Origin of the sequence: Brevundimonas sp. Root1279 (assembly GCF_001425945.1) — a bacterium.
Lineage (GTDB): Bacteria > Pseudomonadota > Alphaproteobacteria > Caulobacterales > Caulobacteraceae > Brevundimonas.
Genome location: NZ_LMEB01000004.1, coordinates 600,281 through 623,669, shown reverse-complemented (window position 1 = coordinate 623,669; position 23,389 = coordinate 600,281). Strand labels below are relative to the sequence as shown.

The following is a 23,389-nucleotide window of genomic DNA, read 5'->3' as shown; positions in this document are numbered from 1 at the left end:
GAGAGAACCCCAGGTCCGCGTTGAGTGGAAACCAGGGTGAGTAGGAGAGACCCCGATGCGCCACGGCGCCGCCTATCGCAAGCTCGGCCGTACGGCCAGCCACCGCACCGCGATGTTCGCCAACATGGCTGCTTCGCTGATCAAGCACGAGCAGATCACGACCACCCTGCCGAAGGCGAAGGAACTGCGTCCCTTCGTCGAGAAGCTGGTCACCCTCGCCAAGAAGGGCGACCTGCACGCTCGTCGTCAGGCCATCAGCCACGTCCGTGACGTGCCGCAGGTGGGCAAGCTGTTCGAAACGATCGGCCCGCGCTACGCCGACCGGAACGGCGGCTACATCCGCATCATGAAGGCCGGCTATCGCCACGGCGACAACGCCGCCATGGCCGTCATCGAATTCGTCGACCGTGACGTCGACGCCAAGGGCCTGGACTCCGGTCCGGTCTACGCCATCGAGGGCGACGACGAAGCCTAAGCGCTTCCCGTCTGGGGCTTGAGGAAGGGCGGCTGGTGCGAACCAGCCGCCCTTTTTCATTGCGGAGATCGACATGGGCGATGAGGTGAGAGACCTGGCCGGACGCGCCATCTTCGTGTGCGACGACGACGGTCCTCCGATCACGCGCGAGGCGGACGCGGTGGATTTGCTCGGCGCGCTTTGGGGCGTCGAGGTCGAGTGGCTTGTGCTGCCCGTTGCGCGCCTGGGTCCGGACTTTCTGCTCCTGCGCACCGGCCTGGCCGGGGCGGTGATCCAGAAATTCGTCACCTATCGGCTCCGGGTGGCGATCGTGGGGGACATCGCCGCCGAAATCGCCGCCAGCAAGGCGCTGGCGGACTTCGTGCGCGAGTCCAACGGTGGCGACCGAGTCTGGTTCGTGTCTGACCTTGCCGCGTTGGAGGCGCGTCTGGCCCGGCGCTGACGACTTCCCAAGTCGGGCAGGAGGAGCCAGAAACGACCGCCGAAAGAGAGCTCCATGGCCCAACCTGCCGACGTCCTCATCCTTCCGTTCGAGCCGCGCCACCGCGCCGCCTGGGCGGCCCTGAACACCGCCTGGCTGACCGAGGGCGGCTTCGCCGTCGAGGCCAAGGATCGCAAGGCCATCGATCACCCCGAGGAGTCCTTCCTTGAGGGCGGCGGGCGCATCTTCATCGCCGAGCGTGACGGGGAGGCGATCGGCTGCTGCGCCCTGATCGCCATGGACGACGGCGGCTTCGAAGTGGCCAAGATGACGGTTTCGCCGGCCGCGCGCGGTCTAGGGCTGGGGCGTCGTCTGTTGGAGGCCTGCGAGGCCGCGGCGGGGGCCGTCGGAGCCCCGCGCCTGTACCTGGAGACCAGCAGCACCCTGAAGCCCGCGGGCGCCCTCTATCGCAGCTTCGGCTTCGTCGACCTGCCACCCCGGTCGAGCCCCTACGTCCGAGCAGACGTCTGGATGGAAAAGCGGCTCTGACTCGGTCCGGATTCGAGCTTCCAGAGGCGCCACATTTCGACGCCACATGCTCGACAGTTCGGGTCGAGACATCGGCGACATTCGCGCACCGTCGACGACAACCGCGACACGCGGCCCGGGTGGGCCGCGCAGGCGCGCCTACTCCTTCGACAGGTCCTGGCGCTTGAACCAGACCAGGGCGCCGGCCAGCGGAGCCAGGGTCCAGAGGCTGAGGCCGAGCAGGGCGCGCCAGGCCACCTCGGCCGTGACGACTGCGCCCGGTTCGGGGGCGACGAAGGCCTTGAGGGTGTCGAAGGCCAGACCCGGCAGCAGCAGCTGTGACGCCCAGTCGCCCGGCTCCCAGCCCAGCAGCGGGGCGGCGAGCTGGCCGAAGAGCGACTGGGCGAAGCCCAGGGCCCATGGCACGAACAGGGCGGCCAGCAGCGAGCGGGTGAAGACCGCGGTCAGCAGAGCGATCATGGCGAACTGGATGATGCGCACCCAGGCCAGCAGCCATAGCAGGGCGAACTGGCCGAGCTGTTCGCCGCTGAAGCTGAAGGTCAGGGGCCGTTCAAACACGATCGATTGGCTGAGGGAGTAGATGAAGCTGGCGACCAGGAAGGCGAGCATCGCCGCCAGGGCCAGGAGCTTGAACACGCCCACCTTGCCGAGGATCAGCTGGATCCGGCTGTTGCGGGCGCTGATCAGCCGCCAGGTCTCCCAGCGGTAGTCGCCGGCGTAGAGGGTGGCGGCGCCGATCAGCATGAAGATCAGGACGAGGCCGTTGGCGCCGTTCTGGGCCGCGAAGGTCAGGGCGTCGCCCAGGTTGACCGGCGCGCCGGTGGCCGACGACAGCCCCATCTTGGCGGCGAGCTCGTCGCCCTTGGCCTTGCTCATCAGGTGGTAGAAGACCCCGCCGATCGCGAACAGCAGCGGGGTGCACAGCACGCTGAAGAACATCAGGGTGCGGTTGCGGGTCAGGCGGAAGCCCTCCGCGCGGATCGCGTCAACGAGCATGGTCGGCCTCCAGGGTCTGCACGGAGCCCGTCTCGGTGAAGAAGATGCTCTCCAGGTCGGTCCCGACCCAGCGCGCTTCGGTGATGTCGACGCCCTTTTCGATCAGGGCGCGCAACAGGGCGGGCGCCTCGCCCCGCTTGATGTCGGCCAAGACAAGCTCGCCGTGAACCGAGCCGGCGGCGCCCAGCACCTCCAGCGCCTTGTCCTTTTGGGCGAGGGAGAACTGCAGCCGCTCACCGACCGAAGTCAGCTCGCTGACCAGGCCCTCGCGGACCAGCTTGCCCTTGTTGAGGATGGCGACGCGGTCGCAGACGCGCTGAACCTCGAGCAACTGGTGGCTGGCCAGGACGACGGTGACGCCGTCGTCGGTGGCGAGCGAGCGGATCAGGGCGCGCATCTCCTGGATCCCGGGCGGGTCCATGCCGCTGGTCGGCTCATCGAGAATGACAAGGTCCGGACGGCTCATCAGCGAGGCGGCGACGCCGAGGCGCTGCATCATGCCGACCGAGAAGCCGCGCACCCGGCGGTCGGCGGCCTCGCTGAGGCCGACCCGTTCGAGCCAGTAGGGGATGTCGGTGGCGCCGGCGATGCCGTGCTCCAGCGCCAGCCACTTCAGCACCTGCCGGGCGGTCAGATACGGCGGAAAGCGCGGCGTCTCGATCATCGAGCCGGTCTGGCGCATGTGGCGCACGTCGCCGAGCGGCCCGCCCATGATCATGGCCGAGCCCGCCGTGGGCCGGATCAGCCCCAGCAGGATGCGGAACAGGGTCGACTTGCCCGCCCCGTTCGGCCCCAGCACGCCATAGACCCCGCCGCGCGGGATGGTCAGGTCGAGCCCGTCGAGGGCGTGCACGCTTCCGTAGGTCTTGGTCAGCCCACGTGTTTCGATAACCGCTGTCATGGGACGAGCTTGGCCTTGCGCTGCGCCTTCGCGCAAGGCGCTTGGTGATTAAGCTTTTGCAACGCTGACGCGCGTCGGTCGCCTAAAGGGTCTCGGTCGGCTAGAAGGCCCGTCCGCCGAAAGTCCGACCATGTCCCCGCTGTCCGACATCCGCACCCGCCGCGCCGCGCTCGCCTTCATCCTGGTGACGGCGATGCTCGACATCCTGTCGATGGGCCTGGTGATCCCGGTGCTGCCGTCGCTGATCGAGCAGTTCGCCGGCTCGAACGCCGTGGCGGGCATCTGGAACGGTGTCTTTGTGGCCCTGTGGGCGGGCATGCAGTTCCTCGCCTCGCCGGTGATCGGCTCGCTGTCCGACCAGTACGGGCGACGGCCGGTGATCCTGCTGTCCTGCGCCGGCCTGGCGCTGGACTGGATGCTGATGGCCCTGGCCCCGAACCTGTGGTGGCTGGCGGTCGGGCGCATCCTCGGCGGCCTGACCTCGTCCAGCTTCACGACCGTCTACGCCTACATGGCCGACATCACCGAGCCGGAGAAGCGCGCCCGCGCCTATGGGCTGATCGGCGCGGCCTTCTCGCTGGGCTTCGTGCTCGGGCCGGCGATGGGCGGTTTCCTCGGCGACTTCGGTGCGCGGGTCCCGTTCTGGGTGGCGGCGGCCATGTCGGGCCTGGCCTTCCTCTACGGCCTGTTCGTCCTGCCCGAGAGCCTGCCGCCCGAGAAGCGGATGCCGTTCAGCTGGGCCCGCGCCAACCCGGTCGGGGCCCTGATCCTGCTCAAGCGGCACGCCGAGTTGACGGGCCTCTCGGTCGTGAACTTCCTGCTCTACTTCGCCCACCACGTCTTCTCGGCGGTGTTCGTCCTCTATGCGGCCCTGCGCTACGGCTGGGGACCGAAGGAGGTCGGCCTGCTGCTCGCCGGGGTCGGCGTGCTGGACATGATCGTCCAGGGCCTGGTCGTCGGTCCCGTGTCCAAGCGCTTCGGCGACCGGGCGACGATGATCTTCGGCCTGTTCGGCGGGGCGGTCGGCATCGCCCTGATGGGCTGGGCCCCGACCTGGCAGATGTTCGCCCTGGCCATGCTGCCCAACGCCCTGTGGGGGCTGGCCATGCCCACCCTGCAGGCGATCATGACCCGCCGCGTCGGCGAGGACGAGCAGGGCCAGCTGCAGGGCGCGAACATGAGCGTCGCCTCCATCGCCGGGGTCTTGTCGCCGCTGTTCTTCGGCTGGATCTACTCGATCTCGGCCGGGGAGGGGGCGCCGCTGCCGCACCCCGGCCTGGCCTTCTTCCTCGCCTCGGGGACGCTGCTGCTGGCGGCCATGGTCGGATGGTGGGTCGCCCGCCAGGCGGAACGCGAGGAAGCCGCGGCCGTTTGACGGGCCGCGCCATGATCCTGTCCACAATTGCGGGCGGTATGGCGGCGCTATGCTGCACTCGCTCCTGACGGATGACATGAAGACTCGCTCCCTCGCGATCGCCCTGATCCTGACGCTCGCCGCTTGCGGACAGCCGGACGCCACCAAGGCTCAGGACGGCGTCTTCTCGAACAATCGCGTGGTTCCCGGGGACGCCGGGGCGGTGAAGTCCAGCTTCGCCCCCGTGGTCCGCGCGGCGGCGCCCGCCGTGGTCAACATCTCGGCGATCGGCATGCAGCAGACGCGCGACCCCTTCTGGGGCATCCCGGGCCAGCGCCAGACCGGCTCGGTCGGCTCGGGCGTCATCGTTCGCGCCGACGGGGTGGTGGTGACCAACAACCACGTCATCGAGGGCATGCAGCAGATCCGCGTCACCCTGAACGACCGCCGCGAATACAGCGCCCGCGTCGTCCTGGCCGACGCCCGATCCGACATCGCCGTGCTCCAGCTCGAGGGCGTCAATGAGCGCCTGCCGGTGCTCAACATCGATGACCGCGAGGAGCAGGAGGTCGGCGATCTGGTGCTGGCCATCGGCAATCCGTTCGGCGTCGGCCAGACGGTGACCAACGGCATCATCTCGGCCCTGAACCGCACCGAGACCGGCATTTCGGATTCCGGCTCCTTCATCCAGACCGACGCGGCCATCAACCCGGGCAACTCGGGCGGCGCCCTGGTCGACCTGGACGGCGACCTGATCGGCATCAACACCGCCATCTTCTCCCGCTCGGGCTCATCCTCGGGCGTCGGCTTCGCCGTGCCGGCCTCGATGGTGAAGCGGGTGGTCGATTCCGCCGTCGGCGGGGCCAAGACCGTGGTCCGGCCCTGGCTGGGCGTGAAGGGCGACACCGTCACCGGCGACCTGGCGCGCAGCCTCGGTCTCGACCGGCCGCAGGGTCTGGTGGTCACCGACGTCTACGCAGGGAGCCCGGGCGCCCGGGCGGGCCTGCGCCAGGGCGACGTCATCACCGCCATCGACGGCGCCGAGGTCAACGACCAGAGCGGCCTGAACTTCCGCGTCGGCACCCACGCGCCGAACGAGAGCGTCGAGATCGCCGTGCTGCGCGACGGCCGGCCGGTGACCCTGAACGCGCGAGTCCAAGCCCTTCCGGGCGACGCCGACGTCGACCGCGCCACCCTGATCCGCTCGGGAATCCTGTCAGGCGCCCAGGTCCTGGCGCTGAATCCGGCCCTGGCCGACAGCCTGGGCGGCGACCCGTTCGCCACCGGCGTGATCATCGGCGGGGTCCAGCGCGGCAGCTACGCCAACCGCGTCGGTCTGAGGGGCGGGGACATCGTCGTCGCCGTCAACGGCCGCACCGTCTCCTCGGTGCAGCAACTGGCGGAAGTGCCGCGCGGCTCGGAGCTGGTCATCGACCGCGGCGGCCAGCGGATCAGCGGGGTAGTGCGCTAGCCGACGGCCTTCGGCCCGATCAACGACCAGACGTGGCCGTAGGGGTCGCGGACCTTGGCGTGCCGGCCGTAGGAGTCGTCCTCAGCCGGACGCAACACCTGGGCGCCCTCGGCCACGCACCGGGCCAGCCAGGCGTCGGCGTCATCCACCGCCAGGGAGATGCTGACGGTCGTGCCGCCGAAGGTCCTGGGCGCGCCGGCGCCGACGCGGTCGCCCAGCTCCGGGAACTCGTCGGCCAGATAGATGGCCCCGCCGTTGATCTCGATCATGGCGTGGCCCAGGCGGCCGTCATCCATGTCGTAGCGGGCCTTGGTGGTCCCTCCGAAGGCGCGCTCGTACCAGGTCAGCGCCCCGGGGCCGTCATGGACCATCAGGTAAGGGACGACAGGCGGGTCGGGCGGTTCGTAGGCCATGACGACCTCATTTCTTGATCGGGGCGCCGATCGACCAGGCGTGACCGAAGGGATCGCGCAGCTGGCCGTAGCGGTCGCCCCAGAACTGGTCGGCCAGCGGAAAGACCGGCACGCCGCCGGCCAGGATGGCCCGGTTCCACCATTCGTCGGCGTCGTCGACCTGAAGGTGGATGGTCACTCCCTTGGGGGCGATGTCCTGCTCGCCGTCGTACTCGGGGAATTCGTCGTTCAACATCAGCGGGCCGCCGTTGATGATCAGGTAGGCGTGCATCAGCCGCTCGCCGTCCTCGGCCAGCATGCGGCGCACCTCCTGGGCCCCGAAGGCGGCCTGATAGAACTCGATCGCCGCCTGCCCGCCGCGCGAGGGGATGGTCAGGTGGGGCGTCACCCCCGTCGCCGGGCCTTGATCCTGGGGGGGGTCGTTCTCGGTCATGGCGCATTTCCCGTGCTGTCCGGCGACACTAACGCGTGAAAACTCCAGCGGTAACGCCTATCTCTGACCGTCCATGAGCGACCTTTTCGAAGCCTCCGGCATCCATCCCCCCGACGCGCCCCTCGCCGATCGCCTGCGGCCGCGCAGCCTCGACGAGGTCGTGGGCCAGGCTCATCTGCTCGGCGAGGGCGGGCCGATCCGGCGCATGGTCGAGGCCGGGCGGCTGGGCTCGATGATCCTGTGGGGCCCGCCGGGCACCGGCAAGACCACCATCGCCCGCCTGCTGGCCCAGGCGGCGGGCTATCAGTTCCAGCAGATCTCGGCCGTGTTCTCCGGCGTCGCCGACCTGAAGAAGGCCTTCGAGGCGGCGCGGATGCGGCGGGCCGCCGGCCAGTCGACCCTGCTGTTCGTCGACGAAATCCACCGCTTCAACCGCGCCCAGCAGGACGGCTTCCTGCCCTTCGTCGAGGAGGGGGTCGTCACCCTGGTCGGGGCGACCACAGAGAACCCGTCGTTCGAGCTGAACGGGGCGCTGCTGTCCCGCTCGCAGGTCTTCGTGCTCAAGCGGCTGGACGATGCGGCGCTGGATCAACTGTTGACGCGAGCCGAGGCGCAAGAGGGGCAGGCCCTGCCGCTGACGCCTGAGGCGCGCCAGGCGCTGCTGGCCCTGGCCGACGGCGACGGCCGCTACCTGCTGACCATGACCGAGACCCTGTTCGCTCTGCCGGCCGGGATCGAGCTCGACGTCCAGGGGCTGGCGGGAACGCTGCAACGCCGCGCGCCCGCTTACGACAAGAGCAGAGAAGAGCACTACAACCTCATATCCGCGCTGCATAAATCGGTGCGCGGATCGGACCCGGACGCGGCCCTCTACTGGCTGGCGCGGATGCTGAACGGCGGCGAGGATCCGCTCTATCTGGCGCGCCGTATCGTGCGCATGGCCGTCGAGGACATCGGCGAGGCGGACCCGCTGTCGATCCTGGTCGCCAACGCCGTCAAGGACACCTACGACTTCCTCGGCAGTCCCGAGGGCGAGCTGGCCTTGGCCCAGGCGGTCGTCCACCTGGCCACGGCGCCGAAGTCAGTGGGGGTCTACGAAGCCTTCAAGGCGGCCAAGCGGGCGGCGGCCGAGACCGGCTCGCTGATGCCGCCGGCCCACATCCGCAACGCCCCGACCAAGCTCATGAAGTCGCTCGGCTACGGCAAGGGCTACCAGTACGACCCCTCGACGCCCGAGGGCTTCTCGGGCGCCAACTTCTTCCCGGACGGGATGGAGCGCCGGGTCTTCTACGCCCCCAAGGGCGAGGGCCACGAGGCGAAGATCAAGGAACGGCTGGAGCGCTGGGCCGAGATGCGGGCGCGGGCGCAGTCCGACGCCGGAGAAGGGTGAACGTTGCCGTAACCGTGAATTCGGCCCATCCTCCGCCCATCGGAATAACCTTGGGAGGGGACCTATGACCGATACTTCAATGGACTCGATGACGCGTTCGACGCCGTGGCATCTCTGGGTGGTGGGCGTCGTCTCGCTGCTCTGGAATGGCTTCGGAGCCTACGACTTCATCCAGACGAGCACGCGCGGCGAGGCCTACTTCCGCGAAAGCGGCATGACCCAGCCGATGATCGATTACTTCAACGCCATGCCGGCCTGGATGTACGGGCCGTGGGTGCTGGGCGTCTGGGGCGCGGTCGCCGGCTCGCTGCTTCTGCTGCTGCGTAACCGCTTCGCCGTCCACGCCTTCGCCCTGTCGCTGGTCGGGGCGGTGATCAGCCTGATCTACGGCCAGTTCATCAACAAGATGCCGGCCCTGCCGTCGGAAATGGCGATGATGGCTTACATGCCGTACGTCATCGCAGTGATCGCGGCGTTCCTGCTCTGGTACGCCTGGACCATGAGCAAGAAGGGCGTGCTGAACTGAGACGCGTCTGATCAATGAGGGCCGCGCCCACCACCATGGGCGCGGCCTTTTGCGGCTATGGCCCGACGGAGCGTCTTGCTTTAGGCGGGGCCGGTGACTGTCCAGCCCCCCGTTTCCCTGACCGAAGAAGAGATCGCCGCCGTGCGGTCGTGGGTGCTGTTCGAGGATCCGCATGTGCTGGCTCTGGCCAAGCCCGCGGGCCTGTCCAGCCAGGGCGGGCGGATCAAGGCGCATACGCTGGACGACCTGCTGTGGGCCTTCATGCGCTCGAACGGCAAGCGGCCCGAGCTGGTGCATCGGCTGGACCGCGACACCTCCGGCGTCATCCTGGCCGCCAAGACCAAGCCGGCGGCCGGCTTCCTGGGCAAGGCGCTGCAGGCCAAGCGCTTCAAGAAGACCTACCGCGCCCTGGTCTCGGCCGCGCCTGAGCCGCGCGACGGCAAGATCGAGACGCCGCTGCTGCGCCAGGAGATCGGCCGCGAGAGCTATATGCGCGCCGTCACCGCCGACACCCCGGGCGCCCAGGCCTCCGTCAGCCGCTACCGCACCCTGGCCGCCTCGGAGGAGGGGGCCCTGGTCGAGCTGGAGCCCCAGACCGGCCGGATGCATCAGCTGCGCGTGCACATGGCCTCGATCGGCCGTCCGCTGGCGGGTGATGTCCGCTACGGCGGGGCCCTGACCTTCGCCGGGCGGCCCGCGCCGCGCCTGATGCTGCATGCGGCCAAACTGGTGTTTCCACACCCCGAGGGCGGCTACCGCACCATTGAAGCCCTGCCGCCCGAGGATTTCGAGACCCTTGCGCGGGCCGCGGGCCTGACCGAAGTTCCCGGCCAATCCTGAGGAACTTCCGGGGGTTCCCGGCGCTATTTCCGGGACACCGCCGGAGCGCCGCCATGAACCGTCTCGTTGTTCCCGTCCTGCTCGCCGCCAGCCTGACCGTTTCGGCCTGCGCCAGCCTGGCGCCCTACGGCCCGCAGACGTCCGCGGGCGGGCAGGGCTTCACCGAGCAGCAGATCGAGTCCAACCGATTCCGCGTCACCTACTACGGCGTCGGTTCGCCGGGGCCGGTCGCCGACCTGGCGCTTCTGCGGGCGGCGGAGCTGACCCTGCAGCAGGGCTATGACTGGTTCGAGGTCACCCAGCGCTGGATCGACGGCCGCGCAGACAGCGCCGGCGGCGTCAGTCCCAACGTCGGCGTCGGCTTCGGTTCAAGCAGCGGTTCGGGCAGGTACGGCGGCTGGTCGACCTCGGGCGTCGGCGTCGGCGTCGGACTGAACTTCAGCGGACCGTCCGCAACCTCGACCACGCTCGAGGTGGTGATGGGCCGCGGCGACCGGCCCGACCGCGGGGACGCCTATGACGCCCGCAGCGTTCAGGACTCGCTCCGGGGCCGCGCCGGGGCTTAAGGTCGTCCCGAAAGGGAGGGGCGATGGATCGTGTTGAGACCGGACGCAGAGTACACGACCGGCTGACCGCCGTGGCGGGCATTCAGCGCGTTCCGGAGGAGGCGATCGACCTGTTCCTGTTGCGGGACTTCCTCGATCGGGCCCGTTGCATGGCGTTAAGCGCGCTGATCGACGCAAGGCGAAAGCCGTCGCCCCTGTTTTCCCGCCATCCGGACCCCGACTTCCGCACCAGCGAGACCTGCAACTTCGACCCGGACGAGCCCGATGTGCAGGCTGTCGAAGTGGCTCTAGGGGCGCTCATGGGCATCGATCCGGCTCACGGCGAGCGGCTGCAGGGTCAGCGCTATGAGACGGGCCAGCAGTTCAAGCGCCACCACGACTATCTTGCCGAGAACGAGGCCTACTGGGAGCGTCAGAGCCGGGTTGGCGGCCAGCGCACCTGGACGGCGATGATCTTCCTCGACCGGCCCGAGGCGGGCGGGGAAACTCACTTTCCGCTTGTGGGCGTGACCATCCCTCCGCGGCCCGGGACCCTGGTGGCGTGGAACAACCTCGACGCCGCGGGCGAGCCCAATCGCATGACCCTGCACCAGGGCCTGCCGGTGCTGTCCGGGGAGAAGCACATCGTCACCAAATGGTGGCGCGAGAACCCTTGGGGACCGCCGATCGGACGGGCCTAGCGGCCGCCGCGGGTGAGGGCGCGATATTCGACCAGCCGTTCCTTGTCCCGGCGGACCTGGTCGGAGACGGCGTTGTCCACGTCCAGCGAGGCGTAGCGGACCCAGCCGTCGACCCCCAGCTTGTCCTGGATGGCCTCGGTCGGCGTGCGCCAGCGCACGTAGGAGACCCAGCTGACCGCCAGGCCGAGCGCCACCGCCAGGCCTTGCAGGATCCGGAAGTTGACGGCGTCGCCCGGGGCCGGCTCGAGCGCGAAGAGGGCCAGCCAGACCAGCAGGATGGCCGGGGTCAGGATGCGCTGCAGCCAGCGGGTCCAGTAGCGCTCGCGGCGGATGCGCCACAGCTCCATCTGGACGTATTTCTCGAGGTACTCGGTGCGCGCCGCCAGCCACATGGTCAGGCGGGTCAGGTACATCGCCCGCTTGCCCCAGCCCTTGCCGTCCATCTGGAACTGGGTCTCGGCCTGATCGGCCATGGCCCGGGCGGTGGTGAATAGGTTCTGCAACTCCCGCGTCCGCTGCACGATCTCGCGCGACAGCTCGTAGGAGTCGTTCTCCAGTCGGAAGCGGTACTGGACGAACAGGATGGCCTGCACGCCCCACCAGACGCCGAGCACGGCCAGCATGGCCCCGGCGGCCAGGCCGACGCCCAGCGGCTGCGAGCCGGTCCAGCCCGAGAACCAGGTCGGTCCCAGGAGCGCCAGGGCGGCGAAGGCGACGAGGGCCAGGGCCTGGTTCAGCCGCTTGATCCCGATGTGCACCATCAACGCCCGGAACACCCGGCGGCCATAGCCGTGGATGTGGCTGCGCAGGTCGCGGTCGATCGGGAAGCGCTCCTCGATCTGGCGCGCGAACAGGACGTGGAAGCGGTCCGGCTTGCGGCCCGTCTCCCAGAAGGGGAACAGGTCCAGCGGCTGGTTGAAATACTCGTCGATGTGGGCCGAGACGACCGCCTCGGACTCCGGCGCGGACGAGAAATACTCGCTATCCTGGATCGGCTTGAGGATGCCGTCGGCGCTGCGCAGGCCGTGAGTTGCGCCAGGGCGCGGCGGCGCCTGGCGGTTCGGCGAGTCCTCAGCGCCGCGCGGCGGCGGATTGGGCGCGTGCGGGATCGAACCGGCAGGCGCGGGGGCGGGCGTGTCGTGACCGTGCGCATCGTGATGCGTCTCGCCGTGCGCGTGGGGAGCGTGGCTGTGGTCGTCGTGGGCCATGGCGCTGCGGCGGTCCTGAAATACGGCCCGACAGTATGGCGGAGGGCGCCGCCGGGCCGACGGCCTTTCCCTCATGGCGCGAGCTGCGCCGTTGGGTTCAGGTATCGCCGTTAACCGTGCCGCTCTCAAGTGAAGTTTGGTTTAGCCGGGCCGCTCAGCCCGGCCAGCGCGCCATCATGGCGGCGAAGACCAGCAACGGAACCAGAAGCAGGGCCTGCACGCCGGTGGCGGTGCGCACCCGCGCCACCTCTTTGTCCGGCGGGGTGAAGGCCGGATACCGCTTCTGCAGCCGCGCCCAGGCCTGGTAGCGCACGGTCGGGACGATCGAGACGATCCCGATCAGGATGAAGGTCGCCACCTTGGCCCAGAAATACGGATTGCCGTCGTAGAACTCCCAGCCCTTGCCGCCGAACAACACCCGGCACGCCCCGACCACCAGGATCAGCCCCGCCAAGGCTCCGTAGCCCGTATCCACCCGCGCCAAGCGGTGGAAGTCGATGTTCGAACCCCTCAGCAGCACCCGCTCGACGGCCAGCATGGCGACCAGGCCGAAGACCAGGATGTGATGGGCGATGGCGAGCAGGAGGTCGGTCATCACTGGGCATCCTTCGCAGCCGCGTTGCATTCAAAATGGCCGAACACCCGTCCCTTGAGTCCCTCGGAAATTTCCAGGCCGCCGACGAACTCCAGCGCCATGTCCGAGTGCCAGATCCGACATTGCGCGCCCACAGTCGGCACGGGGGCGTCACGACTGAGCTGGATCAGGTAATAGGGGTCGACATCCCCGTTGGAGGACTGTCCCAGGACGAGGATGGTGGCCATCAGGAGCCCGCTGTCGAAGTCCGGCTTCGAGCCGACCCCGACGACGGTGACGACGCTCTCGGTCACCGGCGACCTCTCCGACGCGGGTGTTTCTGAAGCCATCGTCATGACGCCGAGCAGGACTGGCAGGGCAAGGTGCGCGATCATCAGCCGATATCCTCAAGCGAGACGAGTGGCATACAGGCCCGTCCCGGTCCTATAAGCCCCGCATCATGACACGATTTCTCATCGTCGCAGCCGGGGGTGCGCTCGGATCGGTGGCGCGGTACGGCGTCGGGGTTTGGGCGCAGCGCCTGTTCCCCGGCGCGGCCTGGCCCTGGGGCACGCTGACGGTCAATGTCGTCGGCGGGCTGGTGATGGGCCTGGTTGCGGGGTGGATCGCCTTCCGCGGCGGGGCCCAGGCCGAGTCGATCCGCCTGTTCGCGGCGGTCGGCGTGCTGGGCGGCTTCACCACCTTCTCGGCCTTTTCGCTGGAGACGGCGCAGTTGATCGAGCGCCGTCAATTCGCCTTGGCGTCCGGCTATGTCGCCGCCTCGGTGGTGCTGAGCATCGCCGCCCTCTTCCTCGGCCTGATGGTCGCCCGCCGCGCCTTCGGAGCCGCCCTTTGACCGACGAAACCCACGATCCCGCTGAAACACCGGCGGACGCGCCCAAGCGCGAGGTCCAGACCCTCTACGTCGCCGAGGCGGAGGACGGCATCCGCCTGGACCGCTGGTTCCGCCGGCGTTGGCCGCACCTGTCCAACATCCAGGTGCAGAAGATGGCCCGCTCGGGCCAGATCCGCGTCGACGGGGCCCGCATCAAGCCGGAAGGCCGCCTGACCGCCGGCGCCGCCGTGCGCGTGCCGCCGATCCCGGACGACACCTCGCGCCAGGCGGGCGACGCCCACACCCTGTCGGACCAGGACATCCGCTTCGCCAAGTCGCTCGTCATCTACGAGGACGACATGGTCATCGCCCTGAACAAGCCGCACGGCCTGGCCGTGCAGGGCGGCACCAAGACCAGCCGCCACATCGATCGCCTGCTCGGCGCCTGGGGCGAGGGGATGGACCGGCCGCGTCTGGTGCACCGGCTGGACCGCGACACCTCCGGCGTGTTGCTGCTCGGCAAGGGCCCCGAGGCGGCCAAGCGGCTGGCCGGGGCCTTCGCCCGTCGTCAGGCCAAGAAGACCTACTGGGCCATCGTCATCGGCAATCCCAAGCCGGCCGCCGGCCAGATCGACATGCCGCTGAAGAAGACCGGCATCAACGATTTCGAGATGATGCGCCCGGCCGAGCGCAAGGACCCGCGCGCCGAGCCGGCCGAGACCGCCTTCGCCACCATCTCCCGCGCCGCCCACCGCGCCGCCTGGATGGCCCTGCGCCCCTTCACGGGCCGCACCCACCAGCTGCGCGCCCACATGGCCGCCATCGGCCATCCGATCCTCGGCGATCCGAAGTATGGCGACGAGGCGTCGAAGGAGCTGTCCGGCCCGCTGAAGATGCAGCTGCACGCGCGCCGCATCGAGCTGGACCACCCCGCGGGCGGCAAGCTGATCGTCGAGGCCCCGCTGAGCCCCGAGATGAAGGCCGGCTTCGCCCACTTCGGCTTCTCGGCCGACGAGGCGGACAGCGATCCGTTCGAGGGCGTGAAGCGACAGCGATGACGACATTCCTCCCCCCCTGGGGGAGGGGGACCGCGAAGCGGTGGAGGGGGCTGACCCCAAGCGCCGCCGCGAAGACCCCCTCCACCATCCTTCGGACGGTCCCCCTCCCCCAATGGGGGAGGAACAGATGACCCGCCCCCTCGCAGTCTTCGACATCGACGGCACCCTGGTCGACAGCCGGACGTCGATCCATCGCGCCTGCGTCGACGCGGCCCGGACGCTCGGCCTGCCGGAGCCGGAATACGACCGTGTCCGCATGATCGTGGGCCTGAGCCTGCATGAGGCCATGCGCACGCTCGAGCCGCAGCTGACGGACGCCGAGCTGGCCGACTACGTCGCCGCCTTCCAGGCCAGCTTCCGCCGGCTCTACGACTCCGGCCATGAGGAGCCGCTGTATCCGGGCGCTATGGAGCACCTGCGCCGCCTGCAACGCGACGGCTGGCGGCTGGCGCTGGCGACGGGGCAGAACCGCCGCGGGGTGGCCCGCAATCTGGCCCGGCAGGGGTGGGCTGACCTGTTCCTGTCCTCGCACTGCGCCGAGGATGGCCCGGGCAAGCCCGATCCCGCCATGCTCCACGCCGCCATGGCCGCCTGCGACGCCGACCCGGCGCGCACCGTCATGATCGGCGACACCGCCCATGACGCCCGCATGGCCGTCAACGCCGGCGTGCATCCCTTGGGCGTGTCTTGGGGTTTCCATACCGCAGAGGAGCAACGCGCGGCGGGCGCCCGCCACGTCGCGACCAGCTTCGGTGAACTGGACGTGGTGCTGGACGGTTTCGCCGTCCGCGCCCGCGCCGCCTGAACCGCCAGGGACAGAAGATGAGCCATATTCCCCCGCTCGACCCTCAAGTCGCCGCCCGCAAGGGTTTCCGCGAGTCCGAGGAGCGGCTGAAGCGCTTCTGGAAGGTGGTCGATGTCGAAGCCGGGGAGGGAGGCTGGACGGTCCTGCTCGACGCGCGGCCGCCCAAGACGCCCGCCGGGGCCAAGCTGACCCTGCCGACCGAGGCCGCCGCGCGGCTGGTCGCCGACGAATGGGCCGCTCAGGGCGAGTTCCTCGACCCCGCCACCATGCCCGCCACCCGCCTGGCCGCGACGGCCATCGACCGGGTCTCGCAGGCGCGCGAGGCGGTCGCCGACGAGGTCGCCGCCTACGCGGGTTCGGACGCCATCTGCTACTACGCCGACGCCCCGGGCTCGCTGGTGGAGATGCAGGCGCGCGGCTGGGAGCCGTGGCGCGAGTGGGCGGAGGACACGCTCGGCGTGAAGCTGGATCCGGCCACGGGGGTCATCCACCACGCTCAGGACCCGGCCGCCATCGCCAGGGTCCGGGAGCTGGCGCTGGAGCTGGACGACTTCACCCTGACCGGTCTGGCCGCGGCCGTGCCGCTGCTGGGCTCCGCCGTTCTGGGGCTCGCGGTGCAGCGCGGCGCCCTGGACGGGGAAGGGGCCTTCGAGCTGTCGCGCCTGGATGAGCATTTCCAGGAAAGTCAGTGGGGCGTCGACGAGGAGAACGCCGCCCGGACGGCCTCGCGCCGTGCCGAGACGGTCGTCTTCGATCGCTGGTTCCGCGCGCTTCAGGGGTAACTTTCCAAGCTGGAAAGTTTTCACTTGCCAGTATGGAAAGTGACGCCTAGCTTTCCGATATGGAAAGTGAGGAAGCCCACATGACTGATCCCCAAGACCCCGCCGAGGCCCTGGCCGCGATCCAGGCGTCGCGCAAGGCGGTGCACGACCGCGTCGCCACCGGCGGCTGGCGCTATGACGTGATCTATTCGGTGCTCACCGCCGGCATGGTCGCCGGCCAGGCCCTGGATGCGCCTTTCAACATTCTCGCCAGCACCCTCGGCCTGCTCGGCCTCATCGTGATCTTCCAGGCGGAGACGCGCCGCACCGGACTGAAGATCACGGGCGTGTCGCCGCGCTACGCCCGCTGGGTCGCCGTCGGCATCGGCCTGGCCTTCGCGGCCGCCATCGTCGTCATGGCCATCATCCGCCGGCAGTCGCCGGAAACGCCCCAGGCCGTCATCGCCGGCGTCGCGGCGGTCGTCATCTTCTTCGTCGCCCTGGCCGGTTCGCGCATCTGGCGCCGGGTCTATCGCGCCGAGATGGGGGTCGGGAAATGAGCCGGGCGCCCCAGTTCGATCCGGTCATCCATGCCCCGGGGCGGCTGCAGATCTGCGCCATCCTGTCGGCGGCCGACGAGGCCGAGTTCGCCATGCTGCGGGAGGCGCTCGGGGTCTCGGACTCGGTCCTGTCCAAACACCTGAAGCAGTTGGAGGAGGCCGGCTACATCACCTCCACCAAACAGACCGCCCACGGCCGCCCGCGCACCTGGCTGGCGCTCACGGGGTCGGGCAGGGAGGCCTTCGCCGCCCATGTCGCCGAGCTGACCCGGCTGGCGGGGCTGGTCGGCCAGCCGGCCGGGGCCGGGTTCGTCGGCTGAACACTCCGGCCCTGCTCGCCTTCGCCTGTGTCCGCTGGTAGACATAGCGCCGCTATCTCGAACGGCGCGAAGCGGAGGCGGGCATGCGCAGGATGGTGAGCGGGGCCGCGGCCCTGGCCCTGGTGGGGCTGTTTTCAACCACGGCGGCGGCCCCCCGACCGCCCCAGTTCTCGGCGGAGGCGCTCGACGCCGTCGACCCGGTCCGCCAGGCCAAGGCCATCTGCGCCTCCCCGGGCGCCCGCGCGGCCCTGCTGAGCCGGCTGCTGGCCGCCGCCGCCGCGGTCGGGCCCCTGGGCCAGGCCGCCGGGCCGATCGCCCTCTATCCGGATCTCAGCGAGGTCCGCTTCGCCGTCACCACCGACAGCGACGAGGCCAACAAATTCTTCAACCAAGGCCTGATGCTCAGCTACGGCTTCAACCACGCCGGCGCCGTGCGGTCGTTCCGCGAGGCCCAGCGCCTCGATCCCGAGTGCGCCATGTGCTGGTGGGGCGAGGCGGTGGCCCTGGGGCCGAACATCAACGCCCCGATGGACGACCGCGACCGTCCGGCCGCCCTGGCCGCGCTGGAGAAGGCCGTGGCGCTCAAGGACCGCGCCAGCCCGGTCGAGCGCGCCCTGATCGAGGCGGCGGCCAAGCGCTATTCGGCAGTCCCGGACGCCGACCGCGCCGCCCTGGACGCCGCCTACGCCGACGCCATGCTGGCCGTCGCCGCGCGCTTCCCGAACCACGACGACGTGTCGGTCCTCGCCGCCGAAGCGGCCATGAACACCACGCCGTGGAACTATTGGGAGGCCGATAAGCGCACCCCGATCGGCCGCTCGGGCGAGGCCGTGCGACTGGTCGAGGCGGTGGTGGCCCGCAACCCGCAGCACATGCAGGCGTCGCACCTCTACATCCACCTGCTCGAGGCCAGCGATCCGGCCCGGGCCGAGGCCGCCGCCGACCGCATGGCGGCCCAGGCCTCCAGCGCCGGCCACCTCGTGCACATGCCGGCCCATATCTACATGGTGCGGGGGCGCTACGCAGACTCGATCAAGGCCAATGTCGCCGCCGTCCGGGCCGACGAGGACTGGATCCGCGCCTCGGACGACCAGGGCTTCGTCCGCTACGGCTACTACCCGCACAACGTCCATTTCATCGTCACCTCGGCCCAGATGGCCGGCGACATGAGCACCGCCATCGAGGAGGCGACGCGGCTCAGGACGCTGATGGACCCGGCCACCACCCAGCGCATCGCCTGGATCCAGGCCATCGACGCCGCCCCCTATCTGACCATGGCCCAGTTCGCCTCGCCCGAGGCCATCCTGGCCATGCCCCAGGCCGACGCCAGCCTGCCCTATGTCCAGGGCATGCGGCTGTACGCCCGCGCCGTGGCCTACGCCCAGCAGAAGGACCAGGCGGCCTTCGACCGCACGGTGGCTCAGCTGTCGGCCCTGCGCCGCTCCGACGCCTTCGCCGGCATGGTCGCCCAGGGCATGCCCGCGCCGGACCTGCTGGCCCTGGCCGAGGCCGCCGCCCACGGCCGCATGGCCTACGCCCAGGGCCGCTACGAGGACGCCGTCGGCCACTACCGCGCCGCCGTCGAGATCGAGTCCAAGCTGGCCTATATGGAGCCGGCCTGGTGGTACTATCCGGTCAGCCAGTCGCTGGGCGCCGCCCTGCTCAAGGCCGGCCATGAGGCCGAGGCCAGCCAGGCCTTCCGCGCCGCCCTGGTCCAGACCCCCAACAACGGCTGGGCCCTGTTCGGATTGGCCGAGGCCGAGGCCGCCCAAGGCAATGCGCTGGAGGCCGCCTCCGCCCGCCGTTCGCTCAGCCAGGCCTGGCTGGGCGATCCAGCGTGGCTGAAGCTGGAGCGGCTGTAGGAGCGCTTGCCATCATTCGCGAGCATTCGTACTGGCGGTGCAGCAAAGCTTAGGGGGACGTTCGTGAAACCTGGTCTGTTCGGCATGAGCGTGTTCGTCTCGATCGCCGTTGCTTCGACCGCCGCGGCGGGGATCGTGTGGATCTCGCGCGGCTCATATTCGACCGCGGAGGAGGCGCACCGGAACCGGGCGGCGGCGCCCGCACGGTGCCTTGACGACTCGGGCGCGAACGCTTGCGTGGCTGGCCTGATCGCGGAACGGGGAAGGGAAGGTATTATGTGGTCGCCGGTGTGGGCCACGGCGGACTCGGTCACCGTCTGCGTTGACGGGGTTACGGCGCACCGCACGGGGTGCGATGCGCCCGGCGCCGTGCGGACCATCCACATTCCGCCGCCGACGCCGTTGAAGTCCTCGCCAACCCCGACGCCTTGAGCCCCCCGCACACCCCCTCTGCCGCCCCGCCGCTTGCCTCCGACCCCGCGTCTCCTTAAGCCAGCGCTCAAGGAGACCCGACCATGCAAGACATCCTCGAACAGCTTGAAGCCCGCCGCGCCGCGGCCCGTCTCGGCGGCGGCCAGAAGCGGATCGAGAGCCAGCACGCCAAGGGCAAGCTGACGGCGCGCGAGCGGGTCGAGGTGCTGCTGGACGAGGGCAGCTTCGAAGAGACCGACATGTTCGTGGAGCACCGCTCGCACGAGTTCGGCATGGAGAAGCAGCGCATCCCCGGCGACGGCGTGGTCACCGGCCGCGGCACCATCGGCGGCCGTCTGGTCTATGTCTTCTCCAAGGACTTCACTGTCTTCGGCGGCTCGCTGTCGGGGGCGCACGCGGCCAAGATCGTCAAGCTGCAGAAAATGGCCCTGACCAACGGCGCGCCGATCATCGGCATCTTCGACGCCGGCGGCGCCCGCATCCAGGAGGGGGTCGAGAGCCTGGCCGGCTATGCCGACATCTTCCTGCAGAACACCCTGGCCTCGGGCGTCATCCCCCAGATCAGCGTCATCATGGGCCCGTGCGCCGGCGGCGACGTCTATTCGCCGGCCCTGACCGACTTCATCTTCATGGTGAAGGACACGAGCTACATGTACGTGACCGGCCCGGACGTGGTGAAGACGGTCACCAACGAGGTCGTCACCCACGAGGAACTGGGCGGCGCCCGGGTCCACGCCGGCAAGTCGGGCGTCGCCGACGGCGCCTTCGAAAACGACCTGGAGGCCCTGGCCGAGGTCCGTCGCCTGATCGGCTTCCTGCCCCTGTCGAACCGCGAGAAGCCGCCGGTCCGCGACAGCTATGACGACCCCGATCGCGACGAGGCCAGCCTCGACACCCTGGTCCCGGCCAATCCGAACCAGCCCTATGACATCAAGGAGCTGATCCTGAAGACGGTCGACGAGGCCGAGTTCTTCGAGATCGCCCCCGACCACGCCAAGAACATCGTCACCGGCTTCGGCCGCCTCGACGGCCAGACCGTCGGCGTCGTCGCCAACCAGCCGCAGGTGCTGGCCGGGGTGCTGGACATCGACTCCTCGAAGAAGGCCGCCCGCTTCGTCCGCTTCTGCGACGCCTTCGAGATTCCGATCGTCACCCTGGTCGACGTCCCGGGCTTCATGCCGGGCACCAAGCAGGAGTACGGCGGCCTGATCAAGCACGGCGCCAAGCTGCTGTTCGCCTACGCCGAGGCCACCGTGCCCAAGCTGACCGTCATCACCCGCAAGGCCTACGGAGGCGCCTATGACGTGATGAGCAGCAAGCACCTGCGCGGCGACGTCAACTACGCCTGGCCCTCGGCCGAGATCGCCGTCATGGGCGCCAAGGGCGCGGTCGAGATCATCTTCCGCAAGGAGGCCGGCGACCCGGAGGCGTTGGCGGCGCGCGAAGCCGAGTACAAGGCCCGCTTCGCCAACCCGTTCGTGGCGGCGGGCCTCGGCTATATCGACGACGTGATCATGCCGCACGGGACGCGGCGCCGGCTGATCAAGGCGCTACGCACGCTGAAGAACAAGCAGGCGGAGAACCCGTGGAAGAAGCACGATAATATTCCGCTGTAGGGACTGATCCCTTCTCCCCTTGCGGGAGAAGGTGGCAGCCCCGGCGCAGCCGGGGATGACGGATGAGGGGTCGACGAGGCGGCCGAAGTCATCGACCCCTCATCCGACCTCGCTTCGCTCGGCCACCTTCTCCCGCAAGGGGAGAAGGGTAAGGTGGCGCTTGTGACCAACCTCCTCTTTCTCTGCTCCCGCAACCGCCTGCGCTCGCCCACGGCCGAGCAGGTCTTCGCCTCCCATCCCGGCGTCGAGACCGCCTCCGCCGGCCTGGCGCCGGATGCGGAGGAGGCGTGCTCGGCCGAGCTGGTCGAGTGGGCCGACGTCATCTTCGTCATGGAGAAGGCGCATCGGACGCGGCTGCAGAAGCGGTTTCGGGCGCAGCTGAAGCGGGCGCGGGTCGTGTGCCTGGATATCCCCGACGACTACGCCTTCATGCAGCCCGAGCTGGTGGCGCTGCTGGAGAAGAAGGTGACGCCGTTCCTCAAATAGCCTTCGTCATCCCGGCGAAGGCCGGGACCCAGCGGCGCGCGCGAGCGCGAAGCTGTCGCCGCGCCGGCCCGCGGGTTCGCCTTCGCTGCGCTTCGGCGCCGCTGGGTCCCGGGGCTCGCTGCGCGCCCCCGGGATGACGAAGGGAAAGCGTAGCTATACCTTGCGGACATGGGGACGCATCGGACCTTCATCGCGACCTACATCATGGCCAGCGGGCGCAACGGGACGCTCTACACCGGCATGACCTCGAATCTGACGGCCCGGGTCTGGAGGCATCGCACGGGCGCATTCGACGGATTCAGCAAGACGTACGGATGCACTCGGCTGGTTTGGTACGAGCCGTTCGCCTGGGTTGTTGAGGCGATCCGCAGAGAAAAGCAGATCAAGGAATGGAAGCGGGACTGGAAGCTGCGGCTGATCGAGCAGGTCAATCCGGGATGGCTGGATCTCGCCGCCGACTGGTTCCAGGAGAATGACCCAAACTGGACGCCGCCGGCCGAGCCAGACTGATCGTTCATGACCCCGGCCGCGATAGCGTGACCTGTCGAGCGGGGAACTGCGTCGGGACGCCTTCGCTATGCTCCGGCGCCGCTGGGCGCCGGCCTTCGCCGCGATGACGAAGTCATGATCACCCGTAACTCATCACCCCCACTGTAAACACCATCAGCACCACCCCGCCGAGCGCCGCTCAGTCCAGCACGGCGCTGCTCAGCAGCACCAGCCCGGTTGAGCCCAGGAAGGTCCCGACAGCCCAGGCCGTCGCCCGCCACGGGCCGACGCCCTCGACCTGGCGCAGCCAGCGCAGTTGCACCACCAGGTACCAGAGGGTCGCCGCGGCCACGATGACGACGCCCGCCAGAGTGGTCGACAGCCGCGGATCGCGCACCCCCAGCGTCCCCAGGCTGACCAGGATCGAGGTCGTGCCGGACAGGTAGCACTGGGCGAAGAAGGGCGAGCGCAGGCTGTCGCGGTCGGCCCGCCGTTTCTGCAGATGCAGCCAGACCCAGGCGAAGGCCAGGGGGTGGACGCTGAACATCAGGGCCCGGAACATCAGCAGCCTCTGGTCGTCCTCGGCGATCATCCGGCCGACGTTGCTGCGCATCGCCTCGACCCCCAGGCCGGTGGCCAGCTCCAGCCCGTGCGCGATCAGGATGCTGAGCACCAGGAACAGCGGCGGGCTCAGGGTGTCGAGGTAGCGCCGCTCCTCGCGATCGCGCTGCTCCTGGTCGGAGTAATGCATCGTCTTGAGCGGCTGGAGCACCGTCAGGAACAGGGTGCGCGGGTAGAAATACAGCCAGGACACCGCCTCGTAGAGCAGCTCCTCGATCGAGCGCAGGATCTTCAGGAAGTCCATGGGCGGGCTCCGGCCAGACAGCCGCAACGCTTGGAGCCGCGGGGGCGATCCCTGCGTCAGCTCTCGAAGGCCGCGATGATCGGGCAGGGGCCCGTCGATCCGGCGCACTCCCGCGCCAGCCGCTTGAGCGAGGCCCGGGCCGTCTCGAGCTCGGCGATGCGGGCGTCCAGGTCCGCGATGCGCTCGACCGCCAGGGCCCGGGCCCGGGCGCGGTCCTCGCCGGCGTCCAGGGCGAGCAGCTCGCTGATCTGCTCGAGGGTGAAGCCGGCCGCCTGGGCCGAGCGGATGAAGCGCAGCCGCCGCGCATCGGTCTCGCCATAGCGCCGCACTCCGCCGCCCGAACCGCCCGTCTCGGGCCGTCGCGGCGTCTCCAGCAGGCCGCGGCGCTGGTAGTAGCGCACCGTCTCCACCCCGACGCCGCCGGCCTCGGCGAGGCGGGCGATAGTCATTCCCTCAGGCATGCTTGACTCCGTACCATGGTACGGACCCTACATGGGGCGGGT

The 23,389-nt window shown here is 69.5% G+C and carries 29 protein-coding genes; 20 read left to right on the top strand and 9 right to left on the bottom strand.

The window, feature by feature from the left end; genetic code table 11:
• The first annotated feature begins 55 nt into the window (after positions 1 to 55).
• The 3 genes from rplQ to ASC65_RS05785 all read left to right on the top strand — a co-directional run bounded on the left by rplQ (position 56) and on the right by ASC65_RS05785 (position 1,445).
• The gene (gene rplQ, locus ASC65_RS05795; RefSeq protein WP_056450322.1) at positions 56 to 475 is read left to right on the top strand and encodes a 50S ribosomal protein L17; all 420 of its coding nucleotides are present in this window, start codon (positions 56 to 58) and stop codon (positions 473 to 475) included.
• 73 nt (positions 476 to 548) lie between these two features.
• Positions 549 to 917, top strand: coding sequence for a DUF4180 domain-containing protein (locus ASC65_RS05790; RefSeq protein WP_056450320.1), 369 nt, complete (start codon positions 549 to 551; stop codon positions 915 to 917).
• A gap of 54 nt (positions 918 to 971) precedes the next feature.
• Entirely contained in the window at positions 972 to 1,445 is a 474-nt protein-coding gene (locus tag ASC65_RS05785) for a GNAT family N-acetyltransferase (RefSeq protein WP_056450318.1), read from the top strand.
• 138 nt (positions 1,446 to 1,583) lie between these two features.
• Here ASC65_RS05785 and ASC65_RS05780 read toward each other — a convergent pair whose 3' ends face one another.
• On the bottom strand, positions 1,584 to 2,441 hold the full coding sequence (locus tag ASC65_RS05780; protein WP_056450317.1) for a hypothetical protein: 858 nt from the start codon (positions 2,439 to 2,441) through the stop codon (positions 1,584 to 1,586).
• On the bottom strand, positions 2,431 to 3,342 hold the full coding sequence (locus ASC65_RS05775; protein ID WP_056450315.1) for an ABC transporter ATP-binding protein: 912 nt from the start codon (positions 3,340 to 3,342) through the stop codon (positions 2,431 to 2,433). Before ASC65_RS05775 ends, ASC65_RS05780 begins: the two co-directional genes overlap by 11 nt.
• Before the next feature lie 130 nt (positions 3,343 to 3,472).
• On the opposite strand from ASC65_RS05775, the gene ASC65_RS05770 reads away from it, so the two are divergent.
• On the top strand, positions 3,473 to 4,717 hold the full coding sequence (locus ASC65_RS05770; RefSeq protein ID WP_056450313.1) for a TCR/Tet family MFS transporter: 1,245 nt from the start codon (positions 3,473 to 3,475) through the stop codon (positions 4,715 to 4,717).
• Positions 4,718 to 4,793: 76 nt separating this feature from the next.
• Complete coding sequence (locus tag ASC65_RS05765; RefSeq protein ID WP_056450519.1) at positions 4,794 to 6,167, top strand: trypsin-like peptidase domain-containing protein; 1,374 nt, start codon at positions 4,794 to 4,796, stop codon at positions 6,165 to 6,167.
• On the opposite strand, the gene ASC65_RS05760 is transcribed toward ASC65_RS05765, so the two are convergent.
• Entirely contained in the window at positions 6,164 to 6,580 is a 417-nt protein-coding gene (locus ASC65_RS05760; RefSeq protein ID WP_056450311.1) for a VOC family protein, read from the bottom strand. The genes ASC65_RS05765 and ASC65_RS05760 overlap by 4 nt on opposite strands.
• 7 nt (positions 6,581 to 6,587) lie before the next feature.
• Positions 6,588 to 7,013, bottom strand: a complete 426-nt coding sequence (locus ASC65_RS05755; RefSeq protein WP_056450310.1) for a VOC family protein — start codon at positions 7,011 to 7,013, stop codon at positions 6,588 to 6,590.
• A 73-nt stretch (positions 7,014 to 7,086) separates the two neighbouring features.
• Here ASC65_RS05755 and ASC65_RS05750 point away from each other — a divergent pair, with 73 nt between their 5' ends.
• The 5 genes from ASC65_RS05750 (at position 7,087) to ASC65_RS05730 (ending at position 11,015) form a co-directional block, all read left to right on the top strand.
• Positions 7,087 to 8,403: a replication-associated recombination protein A gene (locus ASC65_RS05750; RefSeq protein WP_056450303.1), complete on the top strand. Its 1,317-nt coding sequence runs from the start codon at positions 7,087 to 7,089 to the stop codon at positions 8,401 to 8,403.
• A gap of 64 nt (positions 8,404 to 8,467) precedes the next feature.
• Positions 8,468 to 8,929 carry a hypothetical protein gene (locus ASC65_RS05745; RefSeq protein WP_056450301.1) on the top strand — a complete coding sequence of 154 codons (462 nt, stop codon included), beginning with the start codon at positions 8,468 to 8,470 and terminating at the stop codon, positions 8,927 to 8,929.
• A gap of 93 nt (positions 8,930 to 9,022) precedes the next feature.
• Positions 9,023 to 9,769, top strand: a complete 747-nt coding sequence (locus tag ASC65_RS05740; protein ID WP_056450299.1) for an RluA family pseudouridine synthase — start codon at positions 9,023 to 9,025, stop codon at positions 9,767 to 9,769.
• Positions 9,770 to 9,822: 53 nt separating this feature from the next.
• The gene (locus tag ASC65_RS05735; RefSeq protein ID WP_056450298.1) at positions 9,823 to 10,335 is read left to right on the top strand and encodes a CC0125/CC1285 family lipoprotein; all 513 of its coding nucleotides are present in this window, start codon (positions 9,823 to 9,825) and stop codon (positions 10,333 to 10,335) included.
• Positions 10,336 to 10,358: 23 nt separating this feature from the next.
• Positions 10,359 to 11,015, top strand: coding sequence for a 2OG-Fe(II) oxygenase (locus tag ASC65_RS05730; RefSeq protein ID WP_056450297.1), 657 nt, complete (start codon positions 10,359 to 10,361; stop codon positions 11,013 to 11,015).
• Here ASC65_RS05730 and ASC65_RS05725 read toward each other — a convergent pair.
• The 3 genes from ASC65_RS05725 to ASC65_RS05715 form a co-directional block, all read right to left on the bottom strand.
• Positions 11,012 to 12,223, bottom strand: a complete 1,212-nt coding sequence (locus ASC65_RS05725) for a hypothetical protein (RefSeq protein ID WP_056450296.1) — start codon at positions 12,221 to 12,223, stop codon at positions 11,012 to 11,014. The two genes, ASC65_RS05730 and ASC65_RS05725, sit on opposite strands and share 4 nt — an antisense overlap.
• A 154-nt stretch (positions 12,224 to 12,377) precedes the next feature.
• A complete protein-coding gene (locus ASC65_RS05720; protein WP_235561411.1) occupies positions 12,378 to 12,818 on the bottom strand; it encodes a DUF2214 family protein in 441 nt (146 codons plus the stop codon).
• Positions 12,818 to 13,192, bottom strand: coding sequence for a hypothetical protein (locus tag ASC65_RS05715; protein ID WP_056450291.1), 375 nt, complete (start codon positions 13,190 to 13,192; stop codon positions 12,818 to 12,820). The genes ASC65_RS05720 and ASC65_RS05715 overlap by 1 nt, the downstream gene beginning before the upstream one ends.
• A gap of 65 nt (positions 13,193 to 13,257) precedes the next feature.
• Between ASC65_RS05715 and crcB the strand changes: the two genes are divergently transcribed.
• The 10 genes from crcB (at position 13,258) to ASC65_RS05660 (ending at position 22,042) form a co-directional block, all read left to right on the top strand.
• A complete protein-coding gene (crcB, locus tag ASC65_RS05710; protein ID WP_056450289.1) occupies positions 13,258 to 13,653 on the top strand; it encodes a fluoride efflux transporter CrcB in 396 nt (131 codons plus the stop codon).
• A complete protein-coding gene (locus ASC65_RS05705; protein WP_056450287.1) occupies positions 13,650 to 14,690 on the top strand; it encodes an RluA family pseudouridine synthase in 1,041 nt (346 codons plus the stop codon). Before crcB ends, ASC65_RS05705 begins: the two co-directional genes overlap by 4 nt.
• A gap of 127 nt (positions 14,691 to 14,817) precedes the next feature.
• On the top strand, positions 14,818 to 15,495 hold the full coding sequence (locus ASC65_RS05700; RefSeq protein WP_056450285.1) for an HAD-IA family hydrolase: 678 nt from the start codon (positions 14,818 to 14,820) through the stop codon (positions 15,493 to 15,495).
• A 17-nt stretch (positions 15,496 to 15,512) separates the two neighbouring features.
• Positions 15,513 to 16,277 carry an ATP12 family chaperone protein gene (locus ASC65_RS05695; protein ID WP_056450283.1) on the top strand — a complete coding sequence of 255 codons (765 nt, stop codon included), beginning with the start codon at positions 15,513 to 15,515 and terminating at the stop codon, positions 16,275 to 16,277.
• 80 nt (positions 16,278 to 16,357) lie between these two features.
• Complete coding sequence (locus tag ASC65_RS05690; protein WP_156459560.1) at positions 16,358 to 16,816, top strand: hypothetical protein; 459 nt, start codon at positions 16,358 to 16,360, stop codon at positions 16,814 to 16,816.
• Positions 16,813 to 17,136, top strand: coding sequence for a winged helix-turn-helix domain-containing protein (locus ASC65_RS05685; protein ID WP_056450279.1), 324 nt, complete (start codon positions 16,813 to 16,815; stop codon positions 17,134 to 17,136). The genes ASC65_RS05690 and ASC65_RS05685 overlap by 4 nt, the downstream gene beginning before the upstream one ends.
• Before the next feature lie 83 nt (positions 17,137 to 17,219).
• A complete protein-coding gene (locus ASC65_RS05680; protein ID WP_056450278.1) occupies positions 17,220 to 18,998 on the top strand; it encodes a hypothetical protein in 1,779 nt (592 codons plus the stop codon).
• A gap of 515 nt (positions 18,999 to 19,513) precedes the next feature.
• Positions 19,514 to 21,046, top strand: coding sequence for an acyl-CoA carboxylase subunit beta (locus tag ASC65_RS05670; RefSeq protein WP_056450275.1), 1,533 nt, complete (start codon positions 19,514 to 19,516; stop codon positions 21,044 to 21,046).
• Positions 21,047 to 21,199: 153 nt separating this feature from the next.
• On the top strand, positions 21,200 to 21,532 hold the full coding sequence (locus ASC65_RS05665) for a low molecular weight protein tyrosine phosphatase family protein (protein ID WP_235561410.1): 333 nt from the start codon (positions 21,200 to 21,202) through the stop codon (positions 21,530 to 21,532).
• 168 nt (positions 21,533 to 21,700) lie between these two features.
• On the top strand, positions 21,701 to 22,042 hold the full coding sequence (locus tag ASC65_RS05660; protein WP_056450273.1) for a GIY-YIG nuclease family protein: 342 nt from the start codon (positions 21,701 to 21,703) through the stop codon (positions 22,040 to 22,042).
• Between the two features lie 178 nt (positions 22,043 to 22,220).
• On the opposite strand, the gene ASC65_RS05655 is transcribed toward ASC65_RS05660, so the two are convergent.
• Together ASC65_RS05655 and ASC65_RS05650 are read right to left on the bottom strand one after the other, a co-directional pair.
• The gene (locus ASC65_RS05655) at positions 22,221 to 22,886 is read right to left on the bottom strand and encodes a hypothetical protein (protein WP_056450271.1); all 666 of its coding nucleotides are present in this window, start codon (positions 22,884 to 22,886) and stop codon (positions 22,221 to 22,223) included.
• A 56-nt stretch (positions 22,887 to 22,942) separates the two neighbouring features.
• Positions 22,943 to 23,335 carry a MerR family transcriptional regulator gene (locus ASC65_RS05650; RefSeq protein ID WP_056450269.1) on the bottom strand — a complete coding sequence of 131 codons (393 nt, stop codon included), beginning with the start codon at positions 23,333 to 23,335 and terminating at the stop codon, positions 22,943 to 22,945.
• Between the last annotated feature and the right edge of the window lie 54 nt (positions 23,336 to 23,389).

Bases quoted from the DNA above. Each gene is read 5' to 3' on its own strand.
- ASC65_RS05790 (WP_056450320.1), top strand. From the start codon at position 549: ATGGGCGATGAGGTGAGAGACCTGGCCGGACGCGCCATCTTCGTGTGC.
- ASC65_RS05730 (WP_056450297.1), top strand. From the start codon at position 10,359: ATGGATCGTGTTGAGACCGGACGCAGAGTACACGACCGGCTGACCGCC.
- crcB (WP_056450289.1), top strand. From the start codon at position 13,258: ATGACACGATTTCTCATCGTCGCAGCCGGGGGTGCGCTCGGATCGGTG.
- ASC65_RS05760 (WP_056450311.1), bottom strand. From the start codon at position 6,580: ATGGCCTACGAACCGCCCGACCCGCCTGTCGTCCCTTACCTGATGGTC.
- ASC65_RS05655 (WP_056450271.1), bottom strand. From the start codon at position 22,886: ATGGACTTCCTGAAGATCCTGCGCTCGATCGAGGAGCTGCTCTACGAG.
- ASC65_RS05720 (WP_235561411.1), bottom strand. From the start codon at position 12,818: ATGACCGACCTCCTGCTCGCCATCGCCCATCACATCCTGGTCTTCGGC.
- ASC65_RS05765 (WP_056450519.1), top strand. From the start codon at position 4,794: ATGAAGACTCGCTCCCTCGCGATCGCCCTGATCCTGACGCTCGCCGCT.
- ASC65_RS05745 (WP_056450301.1), top strand. From the start codon at position 8,468: ATGACCGATACTTCAATGGACTCGATGACGCGTTCGACGCCGTGGCAT.
- ASC65_RS05750 (WP_056450303.1), top strand. From the start codon at position 7,087: ATGAGCGACCTTTTCGAAGCCTCCGGCATCCATCCCCCCGACGCGCCC.
- ASC65_RS05660 (WP_056450273.1), top strand. From the start codon at position 21,701: ATGGGGACGCATCGGACCTTCATCGCGACCTACATCATGGCCAGCGGG.
- ASC65_RS05715 (WP_056450291.1), bottom strand. From the start codon at position 13,192: ATGATCGCGCACCTTGCCCTGCCAGTCCTGCTCGGCGTCATGACGATG.
- ASC65_RS05650 (WP_056450269.1), bottom strand. From the start codon at position 23,335: ATGACTATCGCCCGCCTCGCCGAGGCCGGCGGCGTCGGGGTGGAGACG.
- ASC65_RS05755 (WP_056450310.1), bottom strand. From the start codon at position 7,013: ATGACCGAGAACGACCCCCCCCAGGATCAAGGCCCGGCGACGGGGGTG.
- ASC65_RS05725 (WP_056450296.1), bottom strand. From the start codon at position 12,223: ATGGCCCACGACGACCACAGCCACGCTCCCCACGCGCACGGCGAGACG.
- ASC65_RS05770 (WP_056450313.1), top strand. From the start codon at position 3,473: ATGTCCCCGCTGTCCGACATCCGCACCCGCCGCGCCGCGCTCGCCTTC.
- ASC65_RS05775 (WP_056450315.1), bottom strand. From the start codon at position 3,342: ATGACAGCGGTTATCGAAACACGTGGGCTGACCAAGACCTACGGAAGC.
- ASC65_RS05780 (WP_056450317.1), bottom strand. From the start codon at position 2,441: ATGCTCGTTGACGCGATCCGCGCGGAGGGCTTCCGCCTGACCCGCAAC.
- ASC65_RS05785 (WP_056450318.1), top strand. From the start codon at position 972: ATGGCCCAACCTGCCGACGTCCTCATCCTTCCGTTCGAGCCGCGCCAC.
- ASC65_RS05680 (WP_056450278.1), top strand. From the start codon at position 17,220: ATGCGCAGGATGGTGAGCGGGGCCGCGGCCCTGGCCCTGGTGGGGCTG.
- rplQ (WP_056450322.1), top strand. From the start codon at position 56: ATGCGCCACGGCGCCGCCTATCGCAAGCTCGGCCGTACGGCCAGCCAC.
- ASC65_RS05690 (WP_156459560.1), top strand. From the start codon at position 16,358: ATGACTGATCCCCAAGACCCCGCCGAGGCCCTGGCCGCGATCCAGGCG.
- ASC65_RS05670 (WP_056450275.1), top strand. From the start codon at position 19,514: ATGCAAGACATCCTCGAACAGCTTGAAGCCCGCCGCGCCGCGGCCCGT.
- ASC65_RS05700 (WP_056450285.1), top strand. From the start codon at position 14,818: ATGACCCGCCCCCTCGCAGTCTTCGACATCGACGGCACCCTGGTCGAC.
- ASC65_RS05735 (WP_056450298.1), top strand. From the start codon at position 9,823: ATGAACCGTCTCGTTGTTCCCGTCCTGCTCGCCGCCAGCCTGACCGTT.
- ASC65_RS05695 (WP_056450283.1), top strand. From the start codon at position 15,513: ATGAGCCATATTCCCCCGCTCGACCCTCAAGTCGCCGCCCGCAAGGGT.
- ASC65_RS05685 (WP_056450279.1), top strand. From the start codon at position 16,813: ATGAGCCGGGCGCCCCAGTTCGATCCGGTCATCCATGCCCCGGGGCGG.